This is a genomic window from Pseudomonas sp. KSR10, assembly GCF_022355455.1.
GTDB classification, from domain to species: domain Bacteria; phylum Pseudomonadota; class Gammaproteobacteria; order Pseudomonadales; family Pseudomonadaceae; genus Stutzerimonas; species Stutzerimonas stutzeri_E.
The window spans coordinates 286884-313838 of record NZ_JAKOEN010000004.1; the positions used below are offsets into that span (position 1 = coordinate 286884).

19 protein-coding genes and 2 pseudogenes are annotated in these 26955 nt (G+C 59.7%); 16 read left to right on the top strand and 5 right to left on the bottom strand.

Features of this window, described 5'->3' with window-relative positions:
* Positions 1–1317: 1317 nt before the first annotated feature.
* From MCB86_RS02105 to MCB86_RS02125, 5 genes are all read left to right on the top strand, one after another.
* Entirely contained in the window at positions 1318–2226 is a 909-nt protein-coding gene (locus MCB86_RS02105) for an iron-siderophore ABC transporter substrate-binding protein (RefSeq protein WP_045162034.1), read from the top strand.
* Positions 2226–3227 (top strand): iron ABC transporter permease, encoded by a 1002-nt coding sequence (locus MCB86_RS02110; protein ID WP_045162035.1) that lies wholly within the window; start codon positions 2226–2228, stop codon positions 3225–3227. The genes MCB86_RS02105 and MCB86_RS02110 overlap by 1 nt, the downstream gene beginning before the upstream one ends.
* Positions 3224–4282, top strand: coding sequence for an iron ABC transporter permease (locus MCB86_RS02115; RefSeq protein WP_239609444.1), 1059 nt, complete (start codon positions 3224–3226; stop codon positions 4280–4282). Before MCB86_RS02110 ends, MCB86_RS02115 begins: the two co-directional genes overlap by 4 nt.
* The gene (locus tag MCB86_RS02120) at positions 4279–5118 is read left to right on the top strand and encodes an ABC transporter ATP-binding protein (RefSeq protein ID WP_045162038.1); all 840 of its coding nucleotides are present in this window, start codon (positions 4279–4281) and stop codon (positions 5116–5118) included. Before MCB86_RS02115 ends, MCB86_RS02120 begins: the two co-directional genes overlap by 4 nt.
* A gap of 122 nt (positions 5119–5240) precedes the next feature.
* Positions 5241–5522, top strand: a complete 282-nt coding sequence (locus MCB86_RS02125) for a hypothetical protein (protein WP_239609446.1) — start codon at positions 5241–5243, stop codon at positions 5520–5522.
* A 174-nt stretch (positions 5523–5696) separates the two neighbouring features.
* On the opposite strand, the gene MCB86_RS02130 is transcribed toward MCB86_RS02125, so the two are convergent.
* From MCB86_RS02130 to MCB86_RS02140, 3 genes are all read right to left on the bottom strand, one after another.
* The gene (locus tag MCB86_RS02130; RefSeq protein ID WP_239609448.1) at positions 5697–6938 is read right to left on the bottom strand and encodes a multidrug effflux MFS transporter; all 1242 of its coding nucleotides are present in this window, start codon (positions 6936–6938) and stop codon (positions 5697–5699) included.
* Positions 6935–7543 carry a TetR/AcrR family transcriptional regulator gene (locus tag MCB86_RS02135; protein WP_239609450.1) on the bottom strand — a complete coding sequence of 203 codons (609 nt, stop codon included), beginning with the start codon at positions 7541–7543 and terminating at the stop codon, positions 6935–6937. The genes MCB86_RS02130 and MCB86_RS02135 overlap by 4 nt, the downstream gene beginning before the upstream one ends.
* 403 nt (positions 7544–7946) lie before the next feature.
* Entirely contained in the window at positions 7947–8840 is an 894-nt protein-coding gene (locus MCB86_RS02140) for a LysR family transcriptional regulator (RefSeq protein ID WP_239609452.1), read from the bottom strand.
* Positions 8841–8990: 150 nt separating this feature from the next.
* On the opposite strand from MCB86_RS02140, the gene speB reads away from it, so the two are divergent.
* The 4 genes and pseudogenes from speB (at position 8991) to MCB86_RS02160 (ending at position 13788) form a co-directional block, all read left to right on the top strand.
* Complete coding sequence (gene speB / locus MCB86_RS02145; protein ID WP_045162042.1) at positions 8991–9950, top strand: agmatinase; 960 nt, start codon at positions 8991–8993, stop codon at positions 9948–9950.
* Positions 9947–10336 carry a nuclear transport factor 2 family protein gene (locus MCB86_RS02150; protein ID WP_045162043.1) on the top strand — a complete coding sequence of 130 codons (390 nt, stop codon included), beginning with the start codon at positions 9947–9949 and terminating at the stop codon, positions 10334–10336. Before speB ends, MCB86_RS02150 begins: the two co-directional genes overlap by 4 nt.
* Positions 10337–10527: 191 nt before the next feature.
* Positions 10528–11979 (top strand): annotated as a pseudogene (locus MCB86_RS02155) (cytosine permease); the annotation flags it as partial.
* Between the two features lie 375 nt (positions 11980–12354).
* On the top strand, positions 12355–13788 hold the full coding sequence (locus MCB86_RS02160) for an aldehyde dehydrogenase family protein (RefSeq protein ID WP_239609454.1): 1434 nt from the start codon (positions 12355–12357) through the stop codon (positions 13786–13788).
* A gap of 255 nt (positions 13789–14043) precedes the next feature.
* Here MCB86_RS02160 and MCB86_RS02165 read toward each other — a convergent pair.
* A pseudogene (locus MCB86_RS02165) lies at positions 14044–14305 on the bottom strand (Arm DNA-binding domain-containing protein); the annotation flags it as partial.
* A 399-nt stretch (positions 14306–14704) separates the two neighbouring features.
* Here MCB86_RS02165 and MCB86_RS02170 point away from each other — a divergent pair.
* Positions 14705–14986, top strand: coding sequence for a hypothetical protein (locus MCB86_RS02170; protein WP_230623597.1), 282 nt, complete (start codon positions 14705–14707; stop codon positions 14984–14986).
* Between the two features lie 196 nt (positions 14987–15182).
* Positions 15183–15446 carry a hypothetical protein gene (locus MCB86_RS02175; protein ID WP_045162046.1) on the top strand — a complete coding sequence of 88 codons (264 nt, stop codon included), beginning with the start codon at positions 15183–15185 and terminating at the stop codon, positions 15444–15446.
* Between the two features lie 59 nt (positions 15447–15505).
* On the opposite strand, the gene MCB86_RS02180 is transcribed toward MCB86_RS02175, so the two are convergent.
* Positions 15506–15751, bottom strand: coding sequence for a hypothetical protein (locus MCB86_RS02180; RefSeq protein WP_045162047.1), 246 nt, complete (start codon positions 15749–15751; stop codon positions 15506–15508).
* Between the two features lie 324 nt (positions 15752–16075).
* On the opposite strand from MCB86_RS02180, the gene MCB86_RS02185 reads away from it, so the two are divergent.
* The 5 genes from MCB86_RS02185 to MCB86_RS02205 all read left to right on the top strand — a co-directional run.
* Complete coding sequence (locus MCB86_RS02185) at positions 16076–16891, top strand: DNA-binding response regulator (RefSeq protein ID WP_045162048.1); 816 nt, start codon at positions 16076–16078, stop codon at positions 16889–16891.
* Positions 16892–16965: 74 nt separating this feature from the next.
* Entirely contained in the window at positions 16966–19290 is a 2325-nt protein-coding gene (locus MCB86_RS02190) for a 7TM-DISM domain-containing protein (protein ID WP_230623598.1), read from the top strand.
* Complete coding sequence (locus MCB86_RS02195; protein WP_239609456.1) at positions 19287–21653, top strand: TonB-dependent receptor; 2367 nt, start codon at positions 19287–19289, stop codon at positions 21651–21653. Before MCB86_RS02190 ends, MCB86_RS02195 begins: the two co-directional genes overlap by 4 nt.
* 204 nt (positions 21654–21857) lie before the next feature.
* The gene (locus tag MCB86_RS02200; protein ID WP_052679301.1) at positions 21858–23630 is read left to right on the top strand and encodes a ShlB/FhaC/HecB family hemolysin secretion/activation protein; all 1773 of its coding nucleotides are present in this window, start codon (positions 21858–21860) and stop codon (positions 23628–23630) included.
* Positions 23631–23667: 37 nt separating this feature from the next.
* Positions 23668–26955, top strand: a 3288-nt coding sequence (locus MCB86_RS02205; protein WP_239609457.1) for a filamentous hemagglutinin N-terminal domain-containing protein, incomplete at its 3' end; no start/stop codon positions are given.

A 26955-nucleotide genomic window follows, 5' to 3' on the forward strand; every position in this document is an offset into this window, starting at 1 on the left:
TGGCGAAACTGGTAGACGCAAGGAACTTAAAATTTCCCGTGTAAAGCTTTTTTGCTTTTTCCGCTGGGATCAAAAGCCGGTGGGCAAGGGGTTGCGAGCAGTAGGCGGTAGCGTCGTAGTTCGTTTTTTCGGACTAGGTGTCAGCTAGGTGCCAATAGATTGCGGTACGTGAATTTACGCGTTGCACACTACGCCCGAGTGGTGAAATCGGTAGACACAGGGGACTTAAACAATTTGAGCCTTCGGAGGGAAACGTCCGAAGTGAAGCCCGTCAAATTCGGCGAAAGCCCTGGACCCTTCGGTGTCCGAGCCAACGCCGAGCCAAGCCCAAGCCCTGCTTGGGAAGGTGTAGAGAGCAGACGGCGGGCACCTACGGCCGCAGGGCTATGGTGAAGGCGTGCTCCAGCCCACGAACGTTCGGCAACTTGCTGGGCGGCGGCGAAAGCCGAAGTGGGAAGAAAATCCCCCGCCGTAAGGCGTGCCGGTTCGAGTCCGGCCTCGGGCACCAATTTGAAAGCCGACCTTGTAGATGCAAGGTCGGCTTTTTTATGGCGATTCGCATATGGCCTACCTTATCTGCGGGTTGATGCCTCAAAGCAGCGCGGACTATCGTCGCGAGGCTATGTGATTCCGTGCCGGCTACCTGGCAAGCTGCCGCTACGACGAAGTCGTTCAATATCGATTGAGGTTTTGTGGCCAAGGTCTACTAAGTTGGGCAGCTGTCATTTCGTCCAGTGCTGATGACCAAGGAAGATGAAGCGTTGATCGTCGCGGTTCGTGAGCGTCTTGAAGCGTCCCAGCGCGTGAAGGTAGCGCTGGATGACCTATAGCCTGGTGTTTGACGCGGGCGCATTAAAGAATGGAATGAAGTGATATTTGATGTTCATGTCGGTTCAAGATTGGCCACCAAGCTCTACCGAGAGTGAGACGAGCACCCACCCCGTCAACTGAGGTGAGGCCGGCCTTGCGAACCTCCGGCCACAAACAAACCTGCCGCAAAAATGCGCTATCTCGGCCAATAACAGCCGCTTAGATTCACAAAAACGCCACGCAACACACCCGCACGATTCAACTGGTACATGACTTATCCCGAATGCGGCGGGACTGCTGTCTATTAACAATCGACTCCGTTGTTGCCTATCTAGTGCAGCGTAGGACCGCCACGTGGCTACGAATCCTGCGTAACAGCGCCGGAATAAAACATTCATTTACGAATGTAAACCCTCGTAAATGCGAGTGATTGCCATTAGAATCCACGACCTTTAGTGGGTTGTCTTTCAGACAGTCACCTGTACGGTCCCTTTCGGAGTACATCCAATGCGTAACTTCTCGTTCCGAGCGTTAGCTGGGATTATGTTTTCCTCACTATTGTTTTGCACACAGTTGCAGGCTGCCGAACGTGTTGTCGATAGCGTATACGGGCCTGTCAAGCTCAACGGCGTACCCCAGCGCGTGGTTGCGCTCGATGAAAACGCGTTGGATGTAGCACTTGCGCTTGGCGTTCAGCCTGTGGGTGCCTTAGCGAGCCGGGGCGGTACCGATGTACCGGATTACCTTAAGGATAAAGCTGGCAAGATCGCTCTTGTCGGTAGCGTCCGCGAACCGAATCTTGAAGCGATTCTGACTTTGCAGCCGGACCTCATCCTGGCGTCCTCCGAGTTGCCTAGGGCGCAGTACGACCGACTCAGCCTGATCGCCCCGACCATTGTGCCCAAAGGCGGTTCATTTCAAGACTGGCGGACAGTCAATAGCCTCTACGCCCTGGCGCTTGATAAACAGGATGAAGGCGCGGCACTGGAAGATGAAATCGATGCCCGTTCGGTAGCGCTACGTGAACGCCTTTCCGGTAGTCCCCAGGTCAGCGTAATTCGCTGGAATCCCCAGGGTCCTTTCATCATGTCTAGCCGACTGTTTGTCGGCCAGCTATTGGATGCGGTAGGGCTCAAGCCAAACGAGCTATCGACCCAAACAAAGAAGCCGCATACGGACATCCTTAGCTTGGAAAATCTCAGCAAGGCCGACGCCGACTGGATCTTCCTCGCCACACTCAACAGTGATGGTCAGAAGGCGCTGGAAGAAGCCCGCAAACAACCCGCCTTCAATCGTTTGGGTGCAGTTAAAAACGGGCATGTCGTGTCGGTTGATGGTCAGATATGGAGCAGCAGTGCGGGGTATCTTGCAGCGCACCGCATCCTGGACGATGTAGAGAAGGCCCTGCTCGACTGATGCATAGCGCCAAGCTTCCTTTGTCGCGCGCATTGGCAGTTACAGGGCTCTCCCTTTTACTGCTGTGCCTCGCGAGTCTGGTATTCGGGGCTGGCGATGTCAGTGTGTCGCGCAGCCTGCTCGCGCTTGCTGGCGCAGCCGATGAACAAGCGCAGTTCGTTGTATACGAATTGAGGTGGGCTCGCACTGAGCTGGCCTTGCTTGTTGGCGCGGCGCTTGGCGCTGCCGGCTTGCTGCTGCAGTCAGTGACGCGAAATCCACTGGCCGAGCCCGGCCTCATGGGCGTCAGTGCAGGCGCCTCGTTTGCGGTGGTGCTGGCCATTGCGCTGGGTGCTAGCGCAGCCTCCCTCAACTTGCTGGTTGCTGTTGGCGGTGCCCTTGTAGGCTGCGTGCTGGTCTTGCTAGTGACGCAGATGCGCGGCGTTGGCGAGGATCCGGTGCGCTTGGTGCTCGCGGGGGCAGCATTTTCGGGATTGCTCATGGCGCTTAGCAACATGCTGCTGCTCCAGGATCAGCGCACCGCAGACGAGATGCGCTTCTGGGTGATTGGCGCGCTTGCCGGACGGCCACTGGACACCTTTGGCTGGAGCCTACCTGGACTTATTGCCGGTCTCTTGCTGGCTCTACCTCTTATCCCAGCATTGGCTGCGCTTTCTCTAGGCGAGCGTGTCGCGAGCGGGTTGGGTCATCATCCGCAAATGACACGCCTGATCACGCTGCTGTCAGTGGCCCTGTTGGTCGGCACGGCCACTGCTGCGGCCGGACCGATCGGATTCGTCGGCCTGGTCGTACCGTTCATTGCCCGGCGTCTGGTCGGTACCGACATTCGCCGAACCTTCGCGCTTGCGATACTGATTGGCCCGTGCATCGTGCTGTTTGCCGACGTTGTGTCTCGTCTTGCGGTTCGCCCATATGAGCTTCCAGTGGGGGTTATCACCGCTTTCGTCGGCGCCCCGATTCTAATTGCCGTAGTGCGCAGCCATAGGTTGCCGACGTTATGAACCAAGCCTCCCTCATGCACGCTTCAGGCGGCTATTGCTTACTGCGATTTGCCTCGCTGTCCTTCCTCGTCCACCGGCGCAGCATGCTGGTTGCCGCCTGCCTGTGCCTTGCCCTGATCTTGACGGTGGGCTGGCTATTGGCCGCAGGTTCGCCGGGGCTTAGCCAGTGGCAGGCACTGCGTGCTGCCTTTGGTGACGGGGAGCCGATTCACCTACTACTTGTCCGTGAGTTGCGCTTACCCAGGCTCAATGCGGGCTTGCTCAGCGGGGCGGCCCTCGGTGCTGCGGGCTGCCTTTTGCAGACGCTGGCCCGCAACCGTCTGGCTACGCCCGGCGTTATCGGCATTGACGACGGCGCGACCGCCTTTGCCGTCGCCTCTATCGTGGCCATCCCAACCAGCATCGCTCCATCGATGCTGGCCCTGTCCGGTGCGGCCACGGCGGCAGCCTTGACGTTCGCTCTAGCCATGGGCTCAGGCGCGCGGGGTTATCGCTTCATCGTCGTGGGTATCGCGATCGGCGTGCTGTTCGGTGCGCTGACGAACCTGATGCTGGCGCGTACTGACATCGATGCAGCCAACGCCGCTTACCCTTGGACAATTGGAAGCCTTAACGCACGCCCCGAGCAAGCAGTGTTCCTGTTGGGTATAGGCCTGGCGATCGGCCTCCCAGCGGCCAAGCTGCTGACCCGGCCCCTGGCCCTGATGCGATTCTCTGACAATGTGGCGATCGGGCTTGGAGCCCGCCTGCAGTTGATGCGAGTGCTGACGCTCGTACTGACCGTGTGGCTGACCGCCTTGGCCATCGCGGTAGTAGGCCCGGTCGGGTTGATCGCGTTAGTTGCACCCGAGATGGCTCGCTACCTATGCCGACAACACGGAGTACCCGTTATCAACGCTGCGCTTAGCGGTGCGCTGTTGATGATCATCGCCGACTGGGTGGGCCGCACCGTACTCGCTCCAATCGAGATCCCTGTAGGCATCATCATGGCAATCGTAGGCGGGCCTTATTTGATCTGGATTCTGCTACGTCAACCTTCTCGGACCCTCTCATGAGCGAACTTCCCAGCATCCTCACAGAACGAAACGCCATCGACGTCCGGCTGGAGGCCAGTGCCCTCTGCATGGGCTACGGTGGCTCATCGGTGATCGAAGGGCTCGACTTGCTATTGCCCAAGGGCAAGGTAACGGCCATTGTCGGCCCCAATGGTTGTGGCAAGTCCACGCTTCTTGCAGGGCTTGCGCGCCTGCACAAGCCCAGCAGTGGCGCCGTGCTGCTCAATGGCAAGGCCATTACCGAGCTGCCGACTCGAGAGGTTGCGCAACAGCTGGCGTTGTTGCCACAGGAAGCCAGCGCGCCGGATGGCCTAACCGTTGCTGAGCTGATCCGCTTCGGCCGACAACCACATCAAAGGCTGCTCCAGCAATGGAGCGAGCACGATCAGGCCGTCATCGAAGCCGCTCTGTACGCCGCCAATCTGACCGAGCTGGCCGACCGCCCTTTACAGTCGATGTCAGGAGGCCAACGTCAGCGAGCCTGGATCGCCATGGCCATCGCACAAGACACTCCCTTGCTGCTGCTGGATGAGCCCACATCGGCCCTCGACCTGGGCCATCAGATCGAAGTTTTCGACCTGATTCGCCAGCTTGCCGCAGCGGGGAAAACCATCGTCATGGTCGTGCACGATCTAACGAGTGCCTGCCGTTACGCCGATCATCTTGTAGCTATGCACGCGGGACGCGTGATTGCGCAAGGCATACCTGACGACGTCGTTACGCCGGCTTTAGTCGAGGCGCTCTACGGCGTCAGATGCACGATGCTCCGCGATCCGCTGCATGGCACTCCTATAATCTCGGCCGTCACACGTTCAATTAAACAGCCAGCGGCGTAACACCCTATGCCCCCACCTTGCAGTCTCCTCTCGATATTCAGGAGTACCTACTTACCTCCGATAAGCCGACTTGCGATGCTCGGTGACCAGCCGAATCGGTGCTGACGTTCATGAGTTCGTAAATGGGCAGCGTAGAGCTGGCCCGCGCTAGCGATATGCCGCTGTTTGGCGCGAGCAAGGCAGCACTCAACAGTCTGTTGCGCTGCTGGAGCTCCGCTGCGGACCACCCCGAAGCGTGCTTACTGGCGTTGCATCCAGTATGGGTCAAGACAGACATGGGCGGTGACAGTGCCCCAGTCGAAATTCGCGATAGTGCTGCCGGACTCATCACGGCTATCGACACCTACCGCGGCAGGCAGGGCTGCTACTTCGTCGACTATCAGCATCAAACGCTGTCGTGGTGACGTGGACAGGCGAGCCAGCCCGCTCAGTTAAGCCGCATGTCACTGGCAGACTTTCGCGCTGGCGCAAGCAGCTCGGTGCATCAGAATTCCACGCATCGAGGGCAGTACTGTCTGGGTCAACAACCCGCATGGCTCGCCGCTCTGGCGAGCCATGCGAGGCGTCACTCACGAACGCTACACCGCGTTGTACGCATCGGCCTCCGTCTGATCAGGCTCCACCCCGGCGTCGGCGAGCCGACACAGAACTATGGCAGCGACACCGCAAAGGGCAAGAGCCAGGGGCATGGCGTGCGCTGGCTGAGCCGCAAGGCTTGCGACGTACCCCACCACAGCGGCCACCAGGTAATGCATGGTGCCCATCAATGCCGAGGCAACTCCCGACTGCGCTCCACCGTTGTTCATCGTAAGCGCAATCAGGTTGCCAATGATCAGGCCCAATGCACCAATGGCTATACCTAATAGCCCTGCGTAAAGCGGCAAAGGCGCTACACCGGCCAGCACAGCGATGAACAACAGTCCCCCAGCCAGTGCATGAACGCCCAGCCCCAGGTAGGTGACACGAGCAGCTGTAGCTCCACGGGATAACAGCGCGTTGGAAAGCATGCCTCCGATGATCAGTCCAACGGAATTTGCAGCAAACAAATAACTGAACAGCGCTGGGCTAAGCGAGAAGTACTCTGTGAAGATAAACGCCGCACCACTGATGTAGGTGAACAGAGCGCTCATCACAAAGCCACCTGCCAGCGTATAGAGCATGAATACTCGTCTGCGCATCTGCCGAGCATATCCGCGGACGATACTGCCGGCGCTCAGCGCCACTCTACGCTCCTTCGGTAGCGACTCTGGCAGCGAGCGCATGCCCCAAACCAGTCCCACCACGGCGAGTGCCGCCAGAACCCAGAAAATGATGCGCCAGCTACCATGAGTAAGTACAAAACTACCCATCATCGGTGCCAGCACGGGAGCGATCATCATCACTTGCATCAGTAGGGAAAAAATGCGCGCTGATGAATTGACGTCACACATATCCGCAACAATGGCCCTGGGCGCAACCAGCCCGGCTGCAGCACCTATGGCTTGAACGAAGCGTGCAACCAGCAACCATTCCAATGTTGGCGCCATGGCTGCACCGACCGACCCCAATATAAAGACCACTACCCCTGCAAGCAGCGGTAGCCTACGTCCGTAGCGGTCCAGAAGCGGTCCATACATGCATTGGCCAATGGCTAATCCGGCGAGAAATATCGCAAGAGTCTGCTGCACACTTCCGGCCGAGACACCTAGATCGTCAGCGATACTTGCCATGCCGGGCAGATACATATCGATCGCCATTGCGTCTAAGGCGGTTAGTAGCGCAAGTAATACAATCAACGGAGCCCCGAGCTGGGCTGCGTTAGCTGTTGTGGGGTTGCTCATTTGATTTCCTCTCGTACCTTTTCTGCCAACTCCAAACCGGCGGACAGCAGCCTTTGCAAAGCGCGCAGGCGATGTTCAAAGCGCTGCGCACCAACATAAATAAGCTCAACATGAAGGCTGTCTATTATTCCCAGATAGGCATCGCCGAACTGTGAGAAATCCTGCTCGGTCAGTGCCGTCGCTGAGCGCTGACGCAACCGGCTTATAAAAGCCTCAAGCAATCGCTGCAGGTAGTCTTCGTAACTGGAAGAAACCCGAGTGGAAAGACTCTTTGGCGGGAGGTATGCATTGCGCAATAGGAAGCGCATATGCATCGATTCGCCATAACGCTTGGGCAGGGATTCGCAGTAATGCATGCCCGGCAGCGACGATGCCGATTCTGAATCAAAACATTGCTGGGCAAACGCTGCCTCTACCTGAAACGCTTCATCGAGGACGGTCAGAAACAGCGCTTGCTTGCTCTCGACGTGCGAGTAGATTGACGCCTTGCGAATACCGAGATCATTGGCAATGTCGCTCAGCGAGACTTCGTCATAACTCAGGTCGGCAAATCGGTTACCTGCCGCATCCGTGACACGTTTCATCGCGGGGGTTGGGGGATGCATAGTGCTGCCTTCAATATGAATATGTTACGGCTTCACCTCGGTTGGGCTGGCCAAGAACGTGCAACATACTCGCTAACTACCGACCGGTAGCTTAAAATTATTGATCGGTTCGATTGGAGGTTTCGATTGATGCGTAGCCGGCACGCGTTCCACGGTGGCCGCCCCGATCGCTTAACGGTACGCGCCGCCATACAACAGTGGTCGGCGCTGGGTCGATTGCGCGAGCATCCGCGCGCCAAAGGGTTTGCAGGGTGCCAAGCGCTCTCGCAGCGCTGAGTACTGTTGATCCTACAAGGCCGCTTGGGCCGGAGTTGGCTGGCGGTGGTGAGCGCCGTGGATCGTGGCAATCAATGCGTTGACGAGAGATCAACCTCGAGTCTGCTTCACGCCACTAGGACGACAGCTATCCGTGGTTTAACTGCGCATTGAGTCGATCACGGAAGCTCTGGATCAGCGGCTCGCGGGAGCGGCCTCGCCGCAGGGCAAGGGTGAAGGGGGCTTGGTAGCCGAATGTGGCTGGCAACAGCACCTTCAGGCGCTTCCGATCTACCCATTGCTGCGCATGGTGTTCTGGGAGATAACCCACATAGGCACCCGACAGTATCAGTATCAGCTGCGCCTCCATCGATTCTACGGTTGCGGCGCTGTGCTTGAAGCCGTGACGCGCCAGCTCAGTTTGGCTCCAGTAACCACGACCTACCATGCGCTGCTGTTTGACTACTTCAGCCGGTATTCGTCGCTGCGCGTACAGAGGGTGGCGGTCACTGCAGTACAACCAGTGCTGTTCACGGTACAGCGCATGGTAAATCAGTCCATTCGTACGAACCGAGAAGGCACCGATAGCCAGGTCCAGGCGATTTTCCAGCACGCCCAATTGCAGCTCGGCGGGGCTAAGCACCGCGAGGTGCAGGTGTACGGCCGGGTGCTCCTCACTGTAGGCACCGATCACTTCAGCCAGCGGAAGAGACGCATCGCTGACCGTCGAGTCAAGTACGCCGAGGTTTAGCGTCCCGCGCAGTTCACCCTTGAGGGTGGCCGCATAGCGCTCGAAGTCGTCCAGTTCAGCAAGCAAACGCAGCGTTTCTTGATAGAACAGCTCTCCCTTGGTGGTCATGCTAAACCCGCCCCGCCCCCTGTGGCATAGGGAGATACCGAGCAGCGCTTCTAGTTGACTCATGTAAGTGCTGATCGCTGATGTAGAGAGGTTCAACTCCTGCTGTGCCGCGGCGAAACCCTGGTTGCGGACCACACAAGCGAAAATGCGCAGCAGCTTTATATCGGGCAATGCGGACGGCATGTTGAAGCTCCTGACAAGTTATCAATGCAGCCAGTCTACCGCCGAAAGTTTAGAAATCTCTGAACTGAATTTTTGCCTGTAGAGATTTGCCTGCTCTCATTTCACGAACAGAATCGACTCAAGACAACTTCAACAATTGTGAGGCTCTCCGTGGAAAGTAATCTCCACCAGCCCGTAGGCGGCAATGAGATGCCCCGTTTCGGCGGGATCGCAACCATGCTGCGCTTACCCCATGTGCAGACGCCCGATGGGTTGAACAAGCTCGACGCAGCCTTCATCGGCATCCCCCTCGACATTGGCACCTCGCTGCGTTCTGGCACTCGCTTCGGCCCCCGGCAGATCCGTAGCGAATCGGTAATGATCCGTCCTTACAACATGGCCACTGGCGCTGCGCCCTTCGATTCGTTGAATGTCGCCGATATAGGTGACGTGCCAATCAATACCTTCAACCTGCTCGACGCTGTGCGCATCATCGAAGCGCACTACGACGGCATCCTCGAGCGCGACATCACTCCGCTGACTCTGGGCGGCGACCACACCCTGACGCTGCCAATCCTACGGGCGATGAAGAGAAAGTACGGCAAGGTCGGCCTGGTACACGTTGATGCACACGCCGACGTCAACGACCACATGTTCGGCGAGAAAATCGCCCACGGTACAACTTTTCGCCGCGCTCAGGAGGAAGGCCTGCTCGACAGTGAGCGGGTGGTGCAAATCGGACTTCGGGCTCAGGGCTACACCGCCGACGACTTCAACTGGAGCCGTGCTCAGGGCTTTCGCGTGGTGCAGGCCGAGGAGTGCTGGCATCGTTCGCTGACGCCGCTGATGGAAGAGGTGCGAGCCAAAGTTAACGGCGGCCCGGTATACCTGTCCTTTGATATCGATGGCATTGATCCGGCCTGGGCACCAGGCACTGGCACGCCGGAAGTGGGCGGTCTGACCACTATTCAGGCGCTGGAAATCATTCGGGGTTGCCAGGGTTTGAACCTGATCGGCTGCGATCTGGTCGAGGTGTCACCGCCCTACGACACCACAGGCAATACTTCGCTGCTTGGCGCCAACCTGCTCTACGAAATGCTTTGCGTGCTGCCAGGGGTAGTACGGCGATGAGTCGTGAGAGCGAGGTGATAACAGCCGCAAGTGAACTGGTAGCTGCCTTTGCTAGCAACGACACGACCGGCTATTTCGCCTGCTTCAGCGAGGATGCCACTTTCGTTTTCCATACTTTGCAGAAACCGCTGCTGTCACGTTGTGAATACCGCGCGCTATGGCAGCAATGGCAGGCAGATGGGTTTGCCGTGCTCGGCTGCTGCTCAAGCAACGCTCACGTTAGCCTGCAGGGCGATGTCGCCATCTTCATCCATGACGTCGCTACACATATTCGCACCGGCGGCGAGGAACTGCACCTCAGGGAAAGGGAGACCATTGTGTTCCGCTACGACGGCGCACGCTGGCTGGCTTGCCACGAGCATTTGTCTGCCCCAAGCGCGAGTTGAAAACAGACGTGCGCGAGCGAGCCAGCTGAAGCTCGCCGTGCTGAATAACACACCTTTCGGGTGCCCTTTAGGCCCCCACGCGGCTTAGCCGTACTGCCAATGCACCACCACCTGGCGGCTGTCGGGGGTGAATAACGGGTCGGCGTGCCTGCGCCAACCTAATAAAAATGTGATAGGCACTGGAGATACACATGAGCCATTCGACGCGCATCGAAACCTTTGGTGTCGAGCAGATTCCCGATTACCAACGCGATGCTACTCCCTCTGACCTGTTCCGCCTGATATTCGGCGGTGCTAATACCTTTGCCACAGCTGTACTTGGCAGCTTCCCGGTTCTGTTCGGTCTGTCGTTCCAGGCAGGCGTTTGGGCAATCGTCCTCGGCGTAGCGGTGGGCGCACTGATTCTCGCTCCCATGGGTTTGTTCGGCGCCCTGAATGGCACTAATAATGCTGTCTCGTCCGGTGCCCACTTCGGTGTACACGGACGCATAGTCGGCTCCTTCCTCTCATTGCTCACCGCTGTGGCGTTCTTCTCGCTCTCGGTGTGGAGCTCTGGCGACGCTCTGGTTGGCGGAGCTAAACGATTGATTGGCCTGCCAGAAACAGACCTAACACTTGGCCTAGCCTACGGCTTGTTCGCCATGCTGGTACTGGTGGTGTGCATCTTCGGTTTCCGCTTCATGCTATGGGTCAACAAGATCGCAGTGTGGGCGTCCAGCCTGTTATTTCTGCTCGGTATTGTTGCTTTTGCCGGGACGTTCGACGCTGGTTACGCTGGAACTGTCAGCGTCCAACAGTCAGGTTTCTGGGCCGCGTTCATCGGTGGTGCGCTGCTGGCCATGAGCAACCCGGTCTCCTTCGGCGCTTTTCTCGGCGATTGGTCCCGCTATATTCCACGGCACACACCCAAGCGCCGCATCATGCTGGCAGTGCTCGCCGCCCAGACCGGCACACTGATCCCATTTCTGTTCGGTCTGTGCACCGCCACCCTCGTGGCGACCCAGGCCCCGCAGTACATCGAAGCCAGCAATTACGTTGGCGGCTTGCTGGCCATCTCGCCGACGTGGTTTTTCCTGCCGGTCTGCCTGATAGCCGTAATTGGTGGCATGTCTACCGGTACCACGTCGCTGTACGGTACCGGGCTGGACATGTCGAGCCTGTTCCCGCGTCTGATGAGCCGAGCGGGTGCCACTTTGTTGATCGGTGTGGCTGCCATCGCGTTCATCTTCATCGGCCGGTTCGCCTTTAATCTGGTGCAGAGCGTTTCAACCTTCGCCGTATTGATCGTGACGTGTACCAGCCCTTGGATGGTGATCATGATCCTCGGTCTGATCGTGCGACGCGGTTTCTATCGCTCCGATGATCTACAGGTATTCACCCGTGGTGAGCACGGTGGCTGCTACTGGTTCCAGCATGGCTGGAACTGGCGCGGTCTCGGGGCCTGGATTCCCAGCGCGGCGGTGGGACTGTGCTTCGTCAATCTTCCTGGTCAATTCGTTGGACCGCTGGGCGAGCTGGCAGGCGGTATCGACGTCAGTTTGCCGATCACTCTGGGCATCGCGGCTGTGCTCTATCTCAGCCTGCTCTATCTGTTCCCTGAGCCGGTCGACGTCTACGGCCCTTCAGGCCCGCGCTGGATACGCCTGAAAAGCGGCACTAGGCATCCATTGGACGACGCCGGAATTGCTGATCGCGTCGCCGTCCGCTCTTCCGACGTAGCGCGGAACGCCCAGGTCCCCACTAGTAAAATGGGGGCGGGATCATGATCCTCGATATAACGGCCTGGCTATAGGACTTACTGCCTTTGTTGTGGGCAACCTGCTGACGCGGCCACAGGTGCCGTACCACCAGTGTGGCCTGGGTCAGGCGCCACCGTGATGAGTCGTGCCGACCCACTGGGTTGGCACGCGAATGGCTATCGAAGGATATGTTTTTACCTGTGAGTCATGCACCGGCAGGTGCTATTAACATTGCATCCTATATTCCGTCGCGCTCAGGCGTGGCTGCTGGAGCCAAACATGAGCAACTCACATTACATCGGAGGCCACTGGGTTGAAGGAGAGGGCGCTGACATCATCAGCGTTTACGATCCTTCCCTTGGCCAACCATTTGCTGAGCTGCGTGCCGCAAGCACACGCCAGGTCGACCAGGCCGTAGCCGCGGCTCGCAAAGCCTTGCCTGAGTGGAAAACAAGCGAGCCTGGCGAGCGAGCATATTACTTACGAGGTTTTGCTGATGGCTTAGGCCGGCGGCGAGATGCGCTGATCGAGCTGCAGATGCGCAACAACGGTAAGCCGCGGCACGAGGCCGAGGTAGACATTGACGACGCCGTCGCGACCTTCGCCTATTACGCAGACCTCGCCGATGGCTTGGCCGATCAGCAGAACCGTGCGGTCTCATTGGCGGCAGCCGGCTTCAGCTCTCATAGCCGGTTGGAAGCCATTGGGGTGGTTGGACTGATCGTGCCTTGGAATTTTCCATTGGTGACCAGCGCCTGGAAGATCGCACCGGCTTTGGCTGCCGGTTGTACAGTGGTATTGAAGCCCTCGGAGGTCACCCCACTGATCGAGCAGACCTATGGCGAGATTGCCGATGAGCTGGACCTGCCTGCTGGCGTGCTGAATGTTGTAGGCGGCAAGGCAGATATAGGCAGTGCGCTGAGTGCCCATCGTGGGCTCGACAAGTTGTCCTTCACAGGCAGCAATGCCGTGGGCAGCCGAGTCATGCACAGCGCTGCTGAGCATTGCCGGCCGGTGACTTTGGAGCTGGGCGGTAAGTCGGCGATCATCGTATTCGACGACTGCAACGTCGATGAGGCTGTCGAATGGATCATGGCAGGTATCTGCTGGAACGCGGGTCAGATGTGTTCGGCCACCTCCCGCCTTCTTATCCAGAACGGCATTGCCGATGCACTCCTGCCTCGCTTGGCAGAGGCGATGATCAGATTGAGCGTTGGCAACCCACTCAATGAAGAAGTCGACATGGGGCCGCTGAGCAGCGAAGCCCAATGGCGAAAGGTCGGGGAATACCTCAGTATCGGACGGAACGAACATCTGAAATGCCTGGCTGGCGGCACGCTTGAGGTCGGGCAGGGCTGGTTTGTTGCACCGACGCTCTATGTCGACGTGCCTACCGAAAGCCGTCTATGGGTCGAGGAGATCTTTGGCCCGGTGCTCTGTGTTCGCCGGTTCGACAGCGAAGCAGAGGCGATATCTTTGGCCAACGATAGTCGTTTCGGTCTGGTTGCCACCATCGCTAGCGCCGATCTGCAGCGTGCCCAACGCGTTGCTGAGGCGATGGAGGTCGGCCATGTGTGGATCAACTCGATCCAAGCGGTGTTCGTCGAAACTTCATGGGGCGGCAACAAGGGCAGCGGCATCGGCCGGGAACTAGGCCCCTGGGGGCTTGCCGCCTACCAGGCTGTCAAGCATGTGACTCGCTGCCTTGGCTGAATTCGCTGGAGAGCCCCAAGAAACTATCAACTCGGCAAATGCATGTGCAGGAATGGGGGCGCATGGGACAAGCCGTCGATTCACACGAATTGGATGAAGACAAATGGGACGTACTCCACACACATTGTCGAAGCAATAGCTTTCATCTGCATGGCTCCAACCAAGCAGCTTGCCAACCGCCTTACGGTGTCTTCAGAGGCGCTTTAATATCAGGCTAACTGCCGAGTCTTCTATGGTGAACACTGTAGTGGTCAACCCAGGATCACCACCACGACGGACTTCGGCCAGCCAATCCTGAGCCAGTGAACGAGCCTGCTCGACGGTAAGCTCGCCGAACTGGCCAAGCGCAGGCTTTCGGCGGACGCCTGAGTTCGCTCGGTACTGAAGCATAAAGACCTTCCGGTCGGCTGGTGTAACCTTGCACATGAAGCCCGGAACGATTGTGTCCCGAGCTTAACGTCGCGGTCTGGACCTGAGCCATGACCACTACGCTTTTAGTCAGTTTGATCTTTGCCATGAGGCGCTCTCCCGAAAGGCTCCGATTCCAGGAGCCTGCTAGGAGCCAGGCGAAAGGGAACCGGAGCGGTTTGCGTCGCGCGCCGGCATATAATCTAATTCATGGATTCCCCGCAAAACCTGCTGCAGCAAGCTGTATCCAAGCCCAAGGAATACCCGGCGCGAGTGCCATGCTGCCGCTTAAAATCCCTCATCCGAAAGGGTATGCGGGTTCGATTCTCGCTCCGGGCACCAAAACGTGTGGCGTATCCGATAGTTGCGACATCTCGAAAACCGGCCTTTGCAGCCGGTTTTTTCGTTTCTACGGCCGGCCGGCCCGTACAGTGACCAATGGCAGCTCATCCGCCTGAACGCATAGGCTGGTCGATCCTCTTACCTGTACAGGGCAATAGAGAGGTGAATGATGAGCATCGAGCGTGAAGATCGCCAACCGCTGAGCAAATTCCCTACCGGCACCCGTGCCGAGAACGAAGACGATGGGGTGGTGATTCCCGGTTCGGCACCGCCGTTGAGTCCTGGACGCACCGATGTAAACCCTGACGATCAGCCGGGCGTCGATGAGTTGCCGGGCAATGAGCTGGAGCGTCCACGAGATGGCAACGATGGCGCGCCTATCGAGCGTGAGACCCCCGACATCGACGTGGACAACGCCGAGATGGATGACGTGCCCAACCCGCGCTAGCGTTGGCGCGCTACGCGCTCTGCACGCGCTTTAGTGCCGCTGGGCCGCTCGCCGGATATCTTTCGAGGTTTGTTTCGCCACTCACGTCAGCAGCACCGCCGTGCGCCGGCACCTGCGACGTGTCGTTGCGCTCAGCCACATTGCGTAGCGCCTGGCCAGGGCGTCACGTTCCATTGGCATCATATTCGGACTGACGATGAGTAAACTGACCGAGCAATACGCTGTAATAGCCGGGCTGACGGCGTTCATGGCTGGTTGCAGTGGAATAGAAACGGTACCGCCACCGGACGGTACCGATGAATATGTATTCGCTTGCAACAAGGCAGCCGGACAGCCGGGTTGCGAGGCCCGTGCGCGCGCGGTTTGTCCGAAGGGTTACGAAACGTTGAGTAGCGAAGAGAATTTCGATCGTAAGGAGCTGCGCGTTCGTTGTACGGAGAAAGGCAACGAAGACAGCTGATCGAGCCCACCGAGCGACTTCTGACAGAGCAACTGCTCGGTAGGGCGCGGTGACAATAGTTACTGTTTCATGCCGAGCAATTCTTGCGCTTCTCCCAGCGCTTCGAGCGATTGTTCGTGCTCGCCCGCCTTATGCAATTTTTCCCCCTCGGCGCGAAGTTCTTTGACTCGCGTCAGAACGGCTGGATCGCTTGGTGGATTCGTTGCCAGTTGCTCGTCGATCTTTGCCATGTCCATGGGACAGTGCATTGCCCAGAGCGGCGTGCTGACGACAGCGGCTGCGATGAATAGCAATATACGACGCATGATTCGATCTCCTGATGAGTGGCCCGCCAGTCCAGTATAGGAGCCACTCGGAAACCATGAGGTTTTCGCACGGCGTGAGTGAGGAGTCGGCCTTCGCGGCGTGAGTTGGAGCGTTTGGCGTCGTTTGCAGACATCGCACCAATCAGCGCGATAAGTCTTCAGTAAACCGCTAGGCTGCCGACAGCTTAAAATGGCACGCGCATGATCGGCCCGATAAGATCAGCCCGTTTTCTCGATGAATCAAATGACTGGCGCGTCTTCGCTCACGCTTTGGGTGATGCCGCTGTGAATACGTGACATCCACACAATGAAGAGGCAGGGAGCATGGTGGATCTTCAGAAGACCGGGTTGCCACAGCAAGGCGCGCCGCATGTATTGGTGATCGACGATACGCCGGATGAACTCAGAGGATTGCTCACGCTTCTCAGAGCGCAGGCATGGAAAGTTTCGGTGGCAACCGAGGCCTACCAGGGCTATCAGAGAGCGTTGGCCACTCGACCAGATCTCATCGTGCTGGACGTCAGGATGCCTCAGATGAACGGCTTCAGTCTGTGTCGCCTATTGCGCGAAGCGTCGGTGACACGCCGCGTTCCGATTCTGTTTCTGACCTCCTCGGGTGCATTGGAAGAGCGGCTGGAGGGATTGACCTTGGGTGGAGTCGATTACGTACTCAAGTGCTGTGAACCAGAGGAAGTGCTCGCTCGGATCCGCATCCATCTGCAACTGACATGGCGTGATGAGCCCTGCGCCGCACCCTCGCACGAGACGGCCGATGGAGACCAACCCGATCAGGTGATTCTTCGGGCGGCGATGCGTCTGGTCGAGGAAAGGCTGGACGATCTGCCGTCGTTGTCGGTCATTTCGAGGATGGTAGGGACACACGAGAAGCGCTTGTCGATGATTTTTCGTGAGCACTTGGGCACGACCGTTTTCGGCTATATCCGCGAAGCTCGTTTGCGTCGCGGTCAGAAACTGCTCACCGACGGTTCCATGAGCATCCAGGATATCGCCGAGCTGGTCGGCTTTCGCAGCGCCTGCAATTTCACCACAGCATTCCGCCAGTGGCTGGGGATTACGCCTACCCAGTTCCGTCAACAGATCCACGGCATCTGCGAGGCCGACTCGGTCCGTTCCGCATGATTGGGTCGCGGTTTTGCCGTCTGCTGCTCGGGTTCTGTCTTTCGATCTCGGGCCTCGCGCATGGCACGGTCTCCGTGGACGCATGTAAAGACGAACACGTCAAACTATTGCCCGTTACTCGGATGATCGAAGACCGTAGCGGGACGTTGAGCCTAGCCCGCGTTCTGGCGCGTTTTGAAAGTGAATCCGGCGCCCAGGCGGAGGTGCCGCCTGCGGGCTATACCCACTCGGCGTTTTGGTTCCGCCTGGAATTGAAGAACGAGGGATCGAGCAGCTGCTCGCGCTGGCTGACGGTGGGTGCGCCGCGTCTGGAAGACGTGCGCGTCTATAAACCGGTGCCGGGTGGCTGGGAATCGATGCGGGCGGGAAGCGCTTATCCGCTCAACGAATGGTCGTATCCGGCGCGGCAGCCGCTCTTCCCGGTATCGCTGGAGGCTGGTGAATCGGTCGTGTTGGTCGCTCGGGTCGCCAGCGGTACGCAGATATTGATCAACCCCCAACTCTGGTCCGATCTGGCGCGCTTCCAACATCGGCAGTCCACGGACCTGTGGGACGGAATCACCCTTGGCATCGTATGTCTGGTGGCCCTGTTCAGCCTGATGATCGGTGCGATCTTCCGCTCCTGCCTGGTCGTGGTGCATGCCGGCGCCGTCAGTTCTTACATTCTGCTGACGTGTGTTCTGAATGGCTATCTGGTGCTCTGGCCGGCGGCGCTCAGTTGGACGCGAGAGCTGACGGTGCTGGCCAGCGTGATCTCGTTTGCATGCTTTCTGGGCTACGCCGCAGTGGTACTGCGTGTCGGTCAGTTACCCAGAGCCATCGGTGTATTGTTCGGGCTGCAATTCGTTGCGCATGCGGGTGCACGCCTATGGTCGTTGATAGACCCGGCCCAGGGAGGCGATGCCGCCCTGATGGTAATGAAAGGCATCTATCTGCTTTTTCCGCTGACGCTGTTGGTCGGTTGGCGTAGAGGTGTGCGCTACGACTGGCTGGCCTGGTTGCTGCCGTTGATATTCATGTTGCTGTTGGCTGCTCGCTATTTTTTCGAACTGAGCAGCATTCCCTGGCAATCGCCTGAGCAGCGCTACAGCCTGGCGTCGACCTTACCGGGAGTCTTACTGCTGTTATGTACCCTTGCGGTCGAGGTAAGCCGCGCCAGATCCAGGGAAAAGCGAGCGCTGCTCGACCTCGATCATCTCAAACAGGCCGAGCACGAACGCCTCGAGCAAACGGTGGCCCTGCGTACCGAACAGCTGCGCGAATCGCTGCGCGCGCGCAGCGGGCTGATCGCTCGGATCAGTCATGATCTGCGTTCGCCTCTGGTGAGCGTGATCCAATATGCCCGCTTGTTACAGACGGGCGCAGAAAATGACTATCCGCAGAAGATCGAGCGCAACACGCGGCGGCAGCTGGAACTGATCGACGACTTGCTGGAGTTCTCCTCTGGCGAGCTGCAGCAAATGGAATTGTCGCTCGCACCCGGCTATCTCTATGGCTTCTTGCGTGAAGTGGAGGACGAGGCCGCTTTCCTCGCTACCCGCCAGCGCAACGCGTTCGAAGCCCAATTCGCGCAGGACCTCCCGGTACTGGTACATGCCGATTTTCGGCGGCTGCGGCAGGTTCTCATCAATCTGCTGGCCAATGCGGCCAAGTTCACCACCGAGGGAAGCATCCGCTTCGAGGTGTGCTGCGTGAACAATATTCGTCCGAATCAGGTGCAACTGCGCTTCTGCGTCACCGACACCGGCATAGGACTCGATCCAAAGGACCGCGAGCAACTGATGCGGCCGTTCGGGCGTGGTCGCAACGCGCAGCGGTACGAGGGCAGTGGGCTTGGGTTATCGATCGTCCAGGATTTGCTGCAGCGCATGGGCAGCGAACTGGAAATCGAGGCGCCCGCAGAAGGCGGAAGCCGGCTGAGCTTCACCGTGCAGCTCGCCTGCGCGACCGAGCAGGACATCGATTTTTCCGCTTCGGACGGTCCACCAACGGCACTGAACGGAGCGGGGCGGCACGTCCTGCTGGTTGACGATATCGAGCAGAACGTGGAATGGCTGGCCGATCTGCTGGGCGGATATGGCTTCGAAGTTTCGACGGCGATCAGCGCTGCCCAGGCGCTTGGGTGTCTCGCCGATGATCCCGTCGACCTGATCGTCACCGATCAGATGATGCCTGATCTGGACGGCTGGGAATTCCTGCGTCAGGTGCGTAGAGAGTGGCCAGGGACACCGGTGGTGCTTTATTCGGCGGCGCCCGCGCGACGGCCGTCTGGCTACCCAGAACAGCTCGAGTTCGATGCCGTGCTGATCAAACCGGCTTCGAACGGTGAGCTGCTTCGCTGCATAGATGAGCGGGCATGTCGTCAAAGGCAAACGATCACTACCGAGGTTGGCTCTTGAGTTCTTCGCGCGTAATGATGCTGTTTGTGATGCTGGCAGTCTCATCTGCCTCCATGGCGGAGACCGTACCTTCAGGCGATGCCGGGTATTCTCGACGAGAGGAGCTGTTGCTCGACGACATGACGGTCACCGCAGACGCTGACAGTTCCTTGCACGAGGACGCGCGGCGTGGCGTCGTCTTGGTGGAGGGAGAGGCCGTGGAGCGCCCTGGTGGACACGCGCCCAGCCTACTCGAGCAACGCGTCCCGGGTCTGGTGCTGTCTGGCCACAACGCCCGTGATATCGGTTTCGGGATGCGCGGATACGGCGCGACGGCCTTCAACGATGGGCTGGAAGGCAGCGTTGGGGTCTTCGTTGACGGAGTCTATCTCGGCCGTCAGGGCATGGCCCTCGGCGACTGGCTGGATATCGAGCGAGTCGAGGTGCTGCGTGGGCCGCAGAACACCGCGTTTGGCAAGAACAGCAGTGCCGGGGCGTTGAACATCGTGACCCGACCACCGAGTCCGGAGTTCGAGGCACGTGGCGAAACAAGTGTGGGTTCTCGGGGCTTGCGGCAGCATCGCGGAAGTTTCTCAGGGCCGTTGGAGGACGGGGTGCTGGCCGGTCGGCTGGGCGTCTTTCATACCGAGCGCGATGCGCTCGTCGAGAATCGTTACAGCGGCGCGGGGCTGAACGACAAGGATCAACAAGGGCTGCGGGGACAGCTGCTGTGGACCCCCACCGAGGCGTTCAGTGCGCGTCTGGTGGGCGAGCATGGGCGGGCGGATGATTCGGGAAGCGTACTGATGGCTAGCCATTACAGCGACCAGACACGCCGCCGGGCCGCTTTTGTCGGCTACGATCTGCCGGCGACCGACCCGAAGAAGCGGGAAGTCCAGCATGACGCGCCGACCGGCAGTCGGGTGTCGCAGGATGCCGTTTCGCTGGAGCTGAACTGGGCGCTGGCGCCGACGATGCAGCTGACCAGCATCAGCGCGCATCGTGACTGGACTTATCTCAGCAAGCGAGATGGCGACAGTACGCCGCTTAGGGTCGCCGAGGGAAATGTCGATCTGCGGCACCGGCAGTTCAGTCAGGAGCTGCGCTTGAGCGGGTCGGTCGGTCCGCGCCTGGATTATTCAACGGGTGCTTATTACCTCAGCCAGGACGCTCGGCGTGAGACCGCTGTCCGCTTTGGCGACGATGCGGCTGCCTGGTTCGTCGGTGATCGTCTGGATGAAATCGAGCAGTTGTTCGGCATCCGCTTTCAAAATCCAGCTCAGATCCCGACGTCCTTGCTCAACGGTGCGAGTCAGCGCTATGCCGGTGCACAGGAGTCGGAAAGCCGCGCGGTGTTCGGAGCGCTCGCGTGGCGTCCCGTTGAGCGCGTCGAACTGAAGGGAGGGCTTCGCTACGGGCGAGAACACAAGCAAGGTTGGATGTCCCGGGAGCTTGCGGACCTGGCCTCTCTGAACGGTCTGCCGCCAGTCATTCAGGGTGGCGGTCAGTTACTTCGGCAAATTGCGTTGGGTGGAGCATATTACCGGCGTGACTCCACCGAAGAACGACACCTGACCGGTGAACTCGGGTTCAGATACCAGTTTTCCGATGCCGTTACGGGCCGGGCTGGCTGGTCACGCGGATACCGAACGGGTGGGATCAATTTCGACGTGGTGGGCCCTACGGCAGCACCGACGTTCGGCTCAGAGCGGGCCACATCGTTCGAATTGGGACTTGAAAGTCGCTTCTGGGACGACCGTGCGCGGGCCGGCCTGACCCTTTATCAGACGGATGTCGACGATTATCAGGCGCTGACCTATAGCCCTCCGGCCACGCTATTCGCGCCTCCGTTGCGTGACAATCTCATCAACGTCGGCGCGGTACGCCTGAGGGGAATCGAGCTCGACTCCGCTTGGCGCGTGCATCCTCGCACTGACCTGCGGCTGGGCGTCGCCTGGAGCGATGCGCGTTATGGCGCGTTTCGCAACGCGCCTTGCCCACCCGGCGAGGGCCAATGGGTGTGCGACCTGAGCGGCAAACGCTTGTACAACGCACCCGAATGGAATGTGTCGACCGGGCTCGATTACTGGCAACCGCTGGTGCCGGGGCTGGAAAGCTTTGGCGGCGTCGACTACAGCTTCCGAAGCGGCTATTACGGCACCCTCGAAGGTGGTGAGGGCAGCTATCAGCCGAGCTACGGACTGACCCATCTGCGCTTTGGCCTGCGCCGCTCGGACCGTAGCTGGGAGGTCGAAGGTTGGGTGCGCAACCTGTTCGACCGCCATTCCGTCAGTGCCGTCTATGCCCTGCTTGGCGCGGGCGATTACGGTGTGCTTACAGGGGAGCCCCGCATGGCAGGCATGACGGTCAGGGCGCGCTACTGATAGGCGCCACGCTCGGTACCGTGCCCCCCCGCGTCATAGCCGTTCGTCAGGCCGCAACGGATTAATCCTCGACCATCCGCTGCAGCAAAGCTCACGTCCGCTCTCGCAAACTTTGCGCTGTTGAACTCTACGCATAATTCGCCGCAACTCGACCGGCCGAACACCCGGGACGGGCATTCATTACGGTTTTTATGGAGTTTGGCGATGGCAGTCCGTGAACAGGATTTCGTTTATGTGGGCAAGCGTCTGCTGCGGTGGAGCGTTGCGTTGGCTGGCTCGGCTGCTGCGCCCTGGATTTTTGCTCAAAGTCTGCCGGATGCCGGTCAGTTGCTGAACGAGCATCAGCAGAGCCAGCCATCCGCACCGCAATCCACCGAGCCGCCGCCTGCGTTCGAACTGCCATCCGATGCCGTGCGCGAAGGGCAGTCCGGTTTGCGCGTGACCCTTCGCTCGATCCGCTTTTCCGGCGACACGGAGTTGGCCGAGACTGAAGATCTGCAGCGTCTGGTTAGCCCCATGGTGGGCAAGACGCTCGACCACGCCGGGCTCCAACAGCTAACCGACAGCCTGACCCGTTATCTACGTGGTCGCGGCTATGTGTTGGCCAGAGCGTACCTGCCGCGTCAGGACCTGACCGAGGGCAATCTGGAAATCGCGCTGACCAAGGGAAAATTGCAATCGGATGCGGCGCGCATCGAGGTTGGCGGGGCGACTCGCAGCTCGACCGGTCGCCTGCGTGGCATTGCCGAGGCAGCGCTGCCCCAAGGCAAAGCACTGCGCGCCGAAGATCTTGAACGTGCGCTGCTGCTCATCAACGACCAGCCCGGCATAACCGCGCAATCCGCCCTTGAGCGCGGCACCGAGCCCGGCAGCAGCCGCTTGCTGATCAGCGCCAAGCAAGGGCCGGTCTTCAGCGGTGGCGTGTCGGGCGACAATTACGGAAACCGGAGCACGGGCAGTGCTCGCGCCAATGCTCAATTCAACCTCGCTGATCCGCTGGGTATCGGCGACCAGTTTTCCCTGGGTCTCAGCAAGACCACCGGCAGCACCGTGGTGGGTGCCGGCTATAGCCTGCCGCTGACGGCGAGCGGATTGCGCTTGCATGCCGCAGGGTCGTACCTGCGCTATCACGTCGACCAGGAGCAATTCCGCCCGTTGAACCTGCGCGGCACCGCCGAGAGCGGATCCCTGGGCCTGAGCTATCCACTGATCCGCTCGCGCCTGCAGAACCTCAATCTCTCCGGGACGTACGAATACAAGGCTCTGGAAGATCGGGCGCTGGGCATCAACTTGCGCGACCGGGAGCTGAACAACTTCAACGTCGCGCTTTCTGGTAACCGCTTCGATGGCTTGGGTGGGGGCGGCGTTACCGATGCTGGAATCGCTCTGACTGTCGGCCAGCTTGATCTATCCGGCAACCGTGGCGATGAATTCGCCGACAGCATGGGAGCCCAGAGTGATGGCGGCTTCCATAAGCTCAATCTGCGACTGTCGCGTCTGCAGAACCTTGGGGCGGCAAGCGACTGGACGCTGTTCGCCGGCGCTTCCGCGCAATGGGCTAGCGGCAATCTGGACTCATCGGAGAAATTCCTCCTGGGCGGCCCTGCCGGAGTGCGTGCCTATCCCGTGGGCGAGGCGTCCGGCGACCAGGGCTGGTTGGCCACCCTCGAGCTACGGCGCAATCTCGACCTGGGGCTTCCGGGGGTCAAGCTGCAGACGCTCGGCTTCGTCGACACCGGCCGTATCTGGCTGCACGAGGATGAATGGGCGGGCTCGATCAACAACGCGGGCGATACCAACCGCTACGACCTGCACGCTGTAGGTCTTGGGGCCAATGTATGGGTGGGCGATTTCACTGTTCGCACCGCTGTAGCTCGCACTCTGGACAACAACCCAGGCCGTGGCATCTCCGGATTGGACGCCGACGGACGCTCAAGCGACTGGCGCGCCTGGCTACAGGCATCGCTGGCTTTCTGACATCACCGTATCGGTCTTTTCGAAAAAGGAATAACGCATGAAGAGCGCTTCGTTGAACCATGTTTACCGCCTTGTCTGGAGCGATGCCGAACAGGCTTTCGTTGCCGTTTCCGAACATACCGCTGCCCGTGGCAAGCGCGGTGGTGTCGTTGGTTTTCTAGCCGCCCTGGGTCTGCTGAGCATCGGCGCCGTCCATGCCGCCGATCTCCCTACCGGAGGGACGATAGTCGGCGGTAGCGGTGCTATTTCCCAAAACGGCAATCAGATGGTGATCAACCAGTCCAGCGGCAAGCTAGTAACCAACTGGAACAGCTTCGATGTGGGCGCCGGTTCAGGCGTCACCTTCCATCAGCCGGGCGCCGACAGCATCGCCTTGAACCGGGTGATCGGTGGCGGTAGCGCCAGTCAGATCCTGGGCAAGCTCGATGCGAACGGTCAGGTCTGGTTGCTCAACCCCAACGGGGTCGTGATCGGCCGCGGCGCCGAAGTGAATGTCGGTGGCCTGGTGGCTTCATCACTGCAGATCAGCGACGAGGATTTCCTGGCCGGCAAGACTGCGTTGAACGCGGGAACGGGTGCCGGTGCCGTGATCAACCAGGGCACGATCAACGCTGCGGAGGGCGGTGTAGTCGCGTTGATCGGTCCGCAGGTCAGTAACAGCGGCAGCATCCATACACCAGGCGGTAGCGCGGTGTTGGCGGCCGGTGACAAGGTTGCTCTCGACTTCCATGGCGACGGGCTGGTGAGCGTCAATGTCGAGCGAGGCGTGCTCGATGCCCTGGTGCAGAACGATGGGCACATCAGCGCCGACGGCGGAATGGTTGCGCTCAGTGCGCGATCGGCCGACGCCGCGCTCAACAGCGTTATCAACAATACCGGCATTATCGAGGCCAAAGGGCTCGTCGAGCGCGGCGGACGCATTCTGCTCGATGGAGACGCAGAGGGCGGTCTGACCCAGGTGGCGGGCACGCTCGATGTCTCCTCGGACCAGGGCCAGGGCGGCGACATCCTCGTGACCGGGGAACACATTGCCGTCGCCAACGCAACGCTGGATGCCAGCGGCGCTACTGGCGGCGGAACTATAAAAGTCGGCGGTGGCTGGCAGGGACGGGACGCCAGCGTCGCCAACGCTCGCCAGGTGACCGTGAGCAAGGACGCTACTTTCAAGGCGGACGCCATTGGCACCGGCAATGGCGGCACCGTGGTCGCCTGGTCGGACGGTGACAACCGTTTTGCCGGCAAAATTTCCGTGCGCGGCGGCGAGCAGGGCGGCGACGGCGGCAAGGCCGAGGTGTCTGGCAAGCAGACGCTGCACTACGCCGGCCTGACCGATGCTCGCGCCGCCAAGGGTCGCACGGGCGATCTGCTGCTCGATCCGACGCGGATCGATATTGTCGGCGGCGGCAACGCTGGGGATTCGATTACGGGCGCCACGGTCACTGAAAAGGCGCTGGAAGCCCAGGCGGCTAACGTACTGCTGCAGGCGACCGAGCGTATTCACTTCGGTGATCTCGCCCAGAACGGCGGTGATGGCAAGATCTCCATGCAGGAAGACGTCAGTTTCCGCGCGGAAGTGGTTAACAGCGGTAGCACCCGCACCATGATTACGTTTGAAAACGCCGAGAACACCTTGGAGGTATTCGGCACCGGGAGCATCTATCTGCAAGCCGGAGGGGGCGGTACTGGCTCCATCGGGGAGAGTAATTCCGCTGGGCTGACCGGCAATCTGGGTGTCTTCAATCTGATCGCTCATGGCCCAGGTGACAATCCAGACGTGGCGGACATCCCGGCACATCTCGTCGATCAGATCGGTAACGGCACGCCAGGTGCGGGCACCATCACCGTTCTCGGCGCGGACGGGGCAACCTTGGCCGGCACGCTCCAGACCAATGGCGGTTATGTGCGCATTTCCGTGGACTCGGATGCCGGGGTCAACAAAGGTGGTGCCGGAAACCTGGTGATCAACAAGGGCGCTGACATCACCACTCATGACGGCAATCTTTATCTGTCATTCGGCGGCAATGGGTATAGCGCTACGCTGCTTAGCGACATCACGTTGGGCAATGGGCGCCTGTACTTCGGCGATGCCATTCCTGGTGGCATCACCAAGCAACTCGGTTCGTCCACTGGAGAGAAAAAGCTGGGTGGCCTGCTCAGTCTGAGTGGAGATGTCAATTTCAACACGCCGCTGACCATGCTCGGGGGCGCCTCGATCTATACCAACGGCGCGATCAATTTCACCAGTACGGTCAATCTGGACACCGGCGACGACCTGCTGACACTCAGGGCGAATAATGTCGATTTCACCAGTGCGACGCTGCAAAACCTGTCTACGGCAAGCATCCGCTTGGAGCCCTACGACGCGACGACCAATATCAATCTGAACAGCAGCAGTGGCAACGCCGGCGGCGGCATCTTCCTCGATGCGAGTGCGCCGGCTACGGACATCAGCAGCCTAGTAGGCATCAAGAACCTTACCATTGGCCGCGAGGATGGCAGCGGTACCACCACCGTGGACGCCTCCGGGTTCGGTTTCAATGCCAACGACAACCTGACGTTGCTTAACGGCAACATCCGGATCGACGGCGAGTTGCGCAACAGCAACGCGACCGGCCATGTCATCGCCCAGGCGGGCGAGGGCGATGTGGTCATCAACGCTGGCGGTAGCGTCACCGCCCAGGGTAGCGGTGACGCCGTGGTGCTGGTTGCGGCGCGGAACTTCGTCAACAACGCTGGGGCCAACGCATTGCTCGCAACCAACAGCAGTGGTCGCTGGCTCACGTATTCGACCAATCCATGGGATGACGTGCGGGGCGGGCTCGGCATCGACTTCAAGCAGTACGCCACTGGGTATGGTCAGCCGATACTTGGCACTGGCAACGGCCATGTCTATACCTACGCACCGAAGGTCACGGTCGAATTGACCGGAGAGGTTCGCAAGACCTATGACGGCAACACGGACGCAACCGTCGATGCCTCGACTCACTTCGCAATGAGTGGTGCAATCGACGGAGACACCATCGATGTCATCTCCTTCGGTGACGCTTATTACGCAGACAAAAACGCCGGGGCGGGCAAAGGGGTCACGGTAGACAATGTCCAGGTTTCCGAAGCAACCAACGGCGATGTGAAGGTTTACGGCTATCAAGTCGATGCCTCGAGCGTCAGCGGCGACATCGGGACGATTGACAGGAAAACTCTGACGGCCACGGCCGATGTGGCCGACAAGGTCTACGACGGCACCACAGCCGCAGACCTCAGCAATGTGCAGTTGATTGGCGTGGTGGCCGGTGATGCCGGCAAGGTGAACACCAGTGGCTCGACC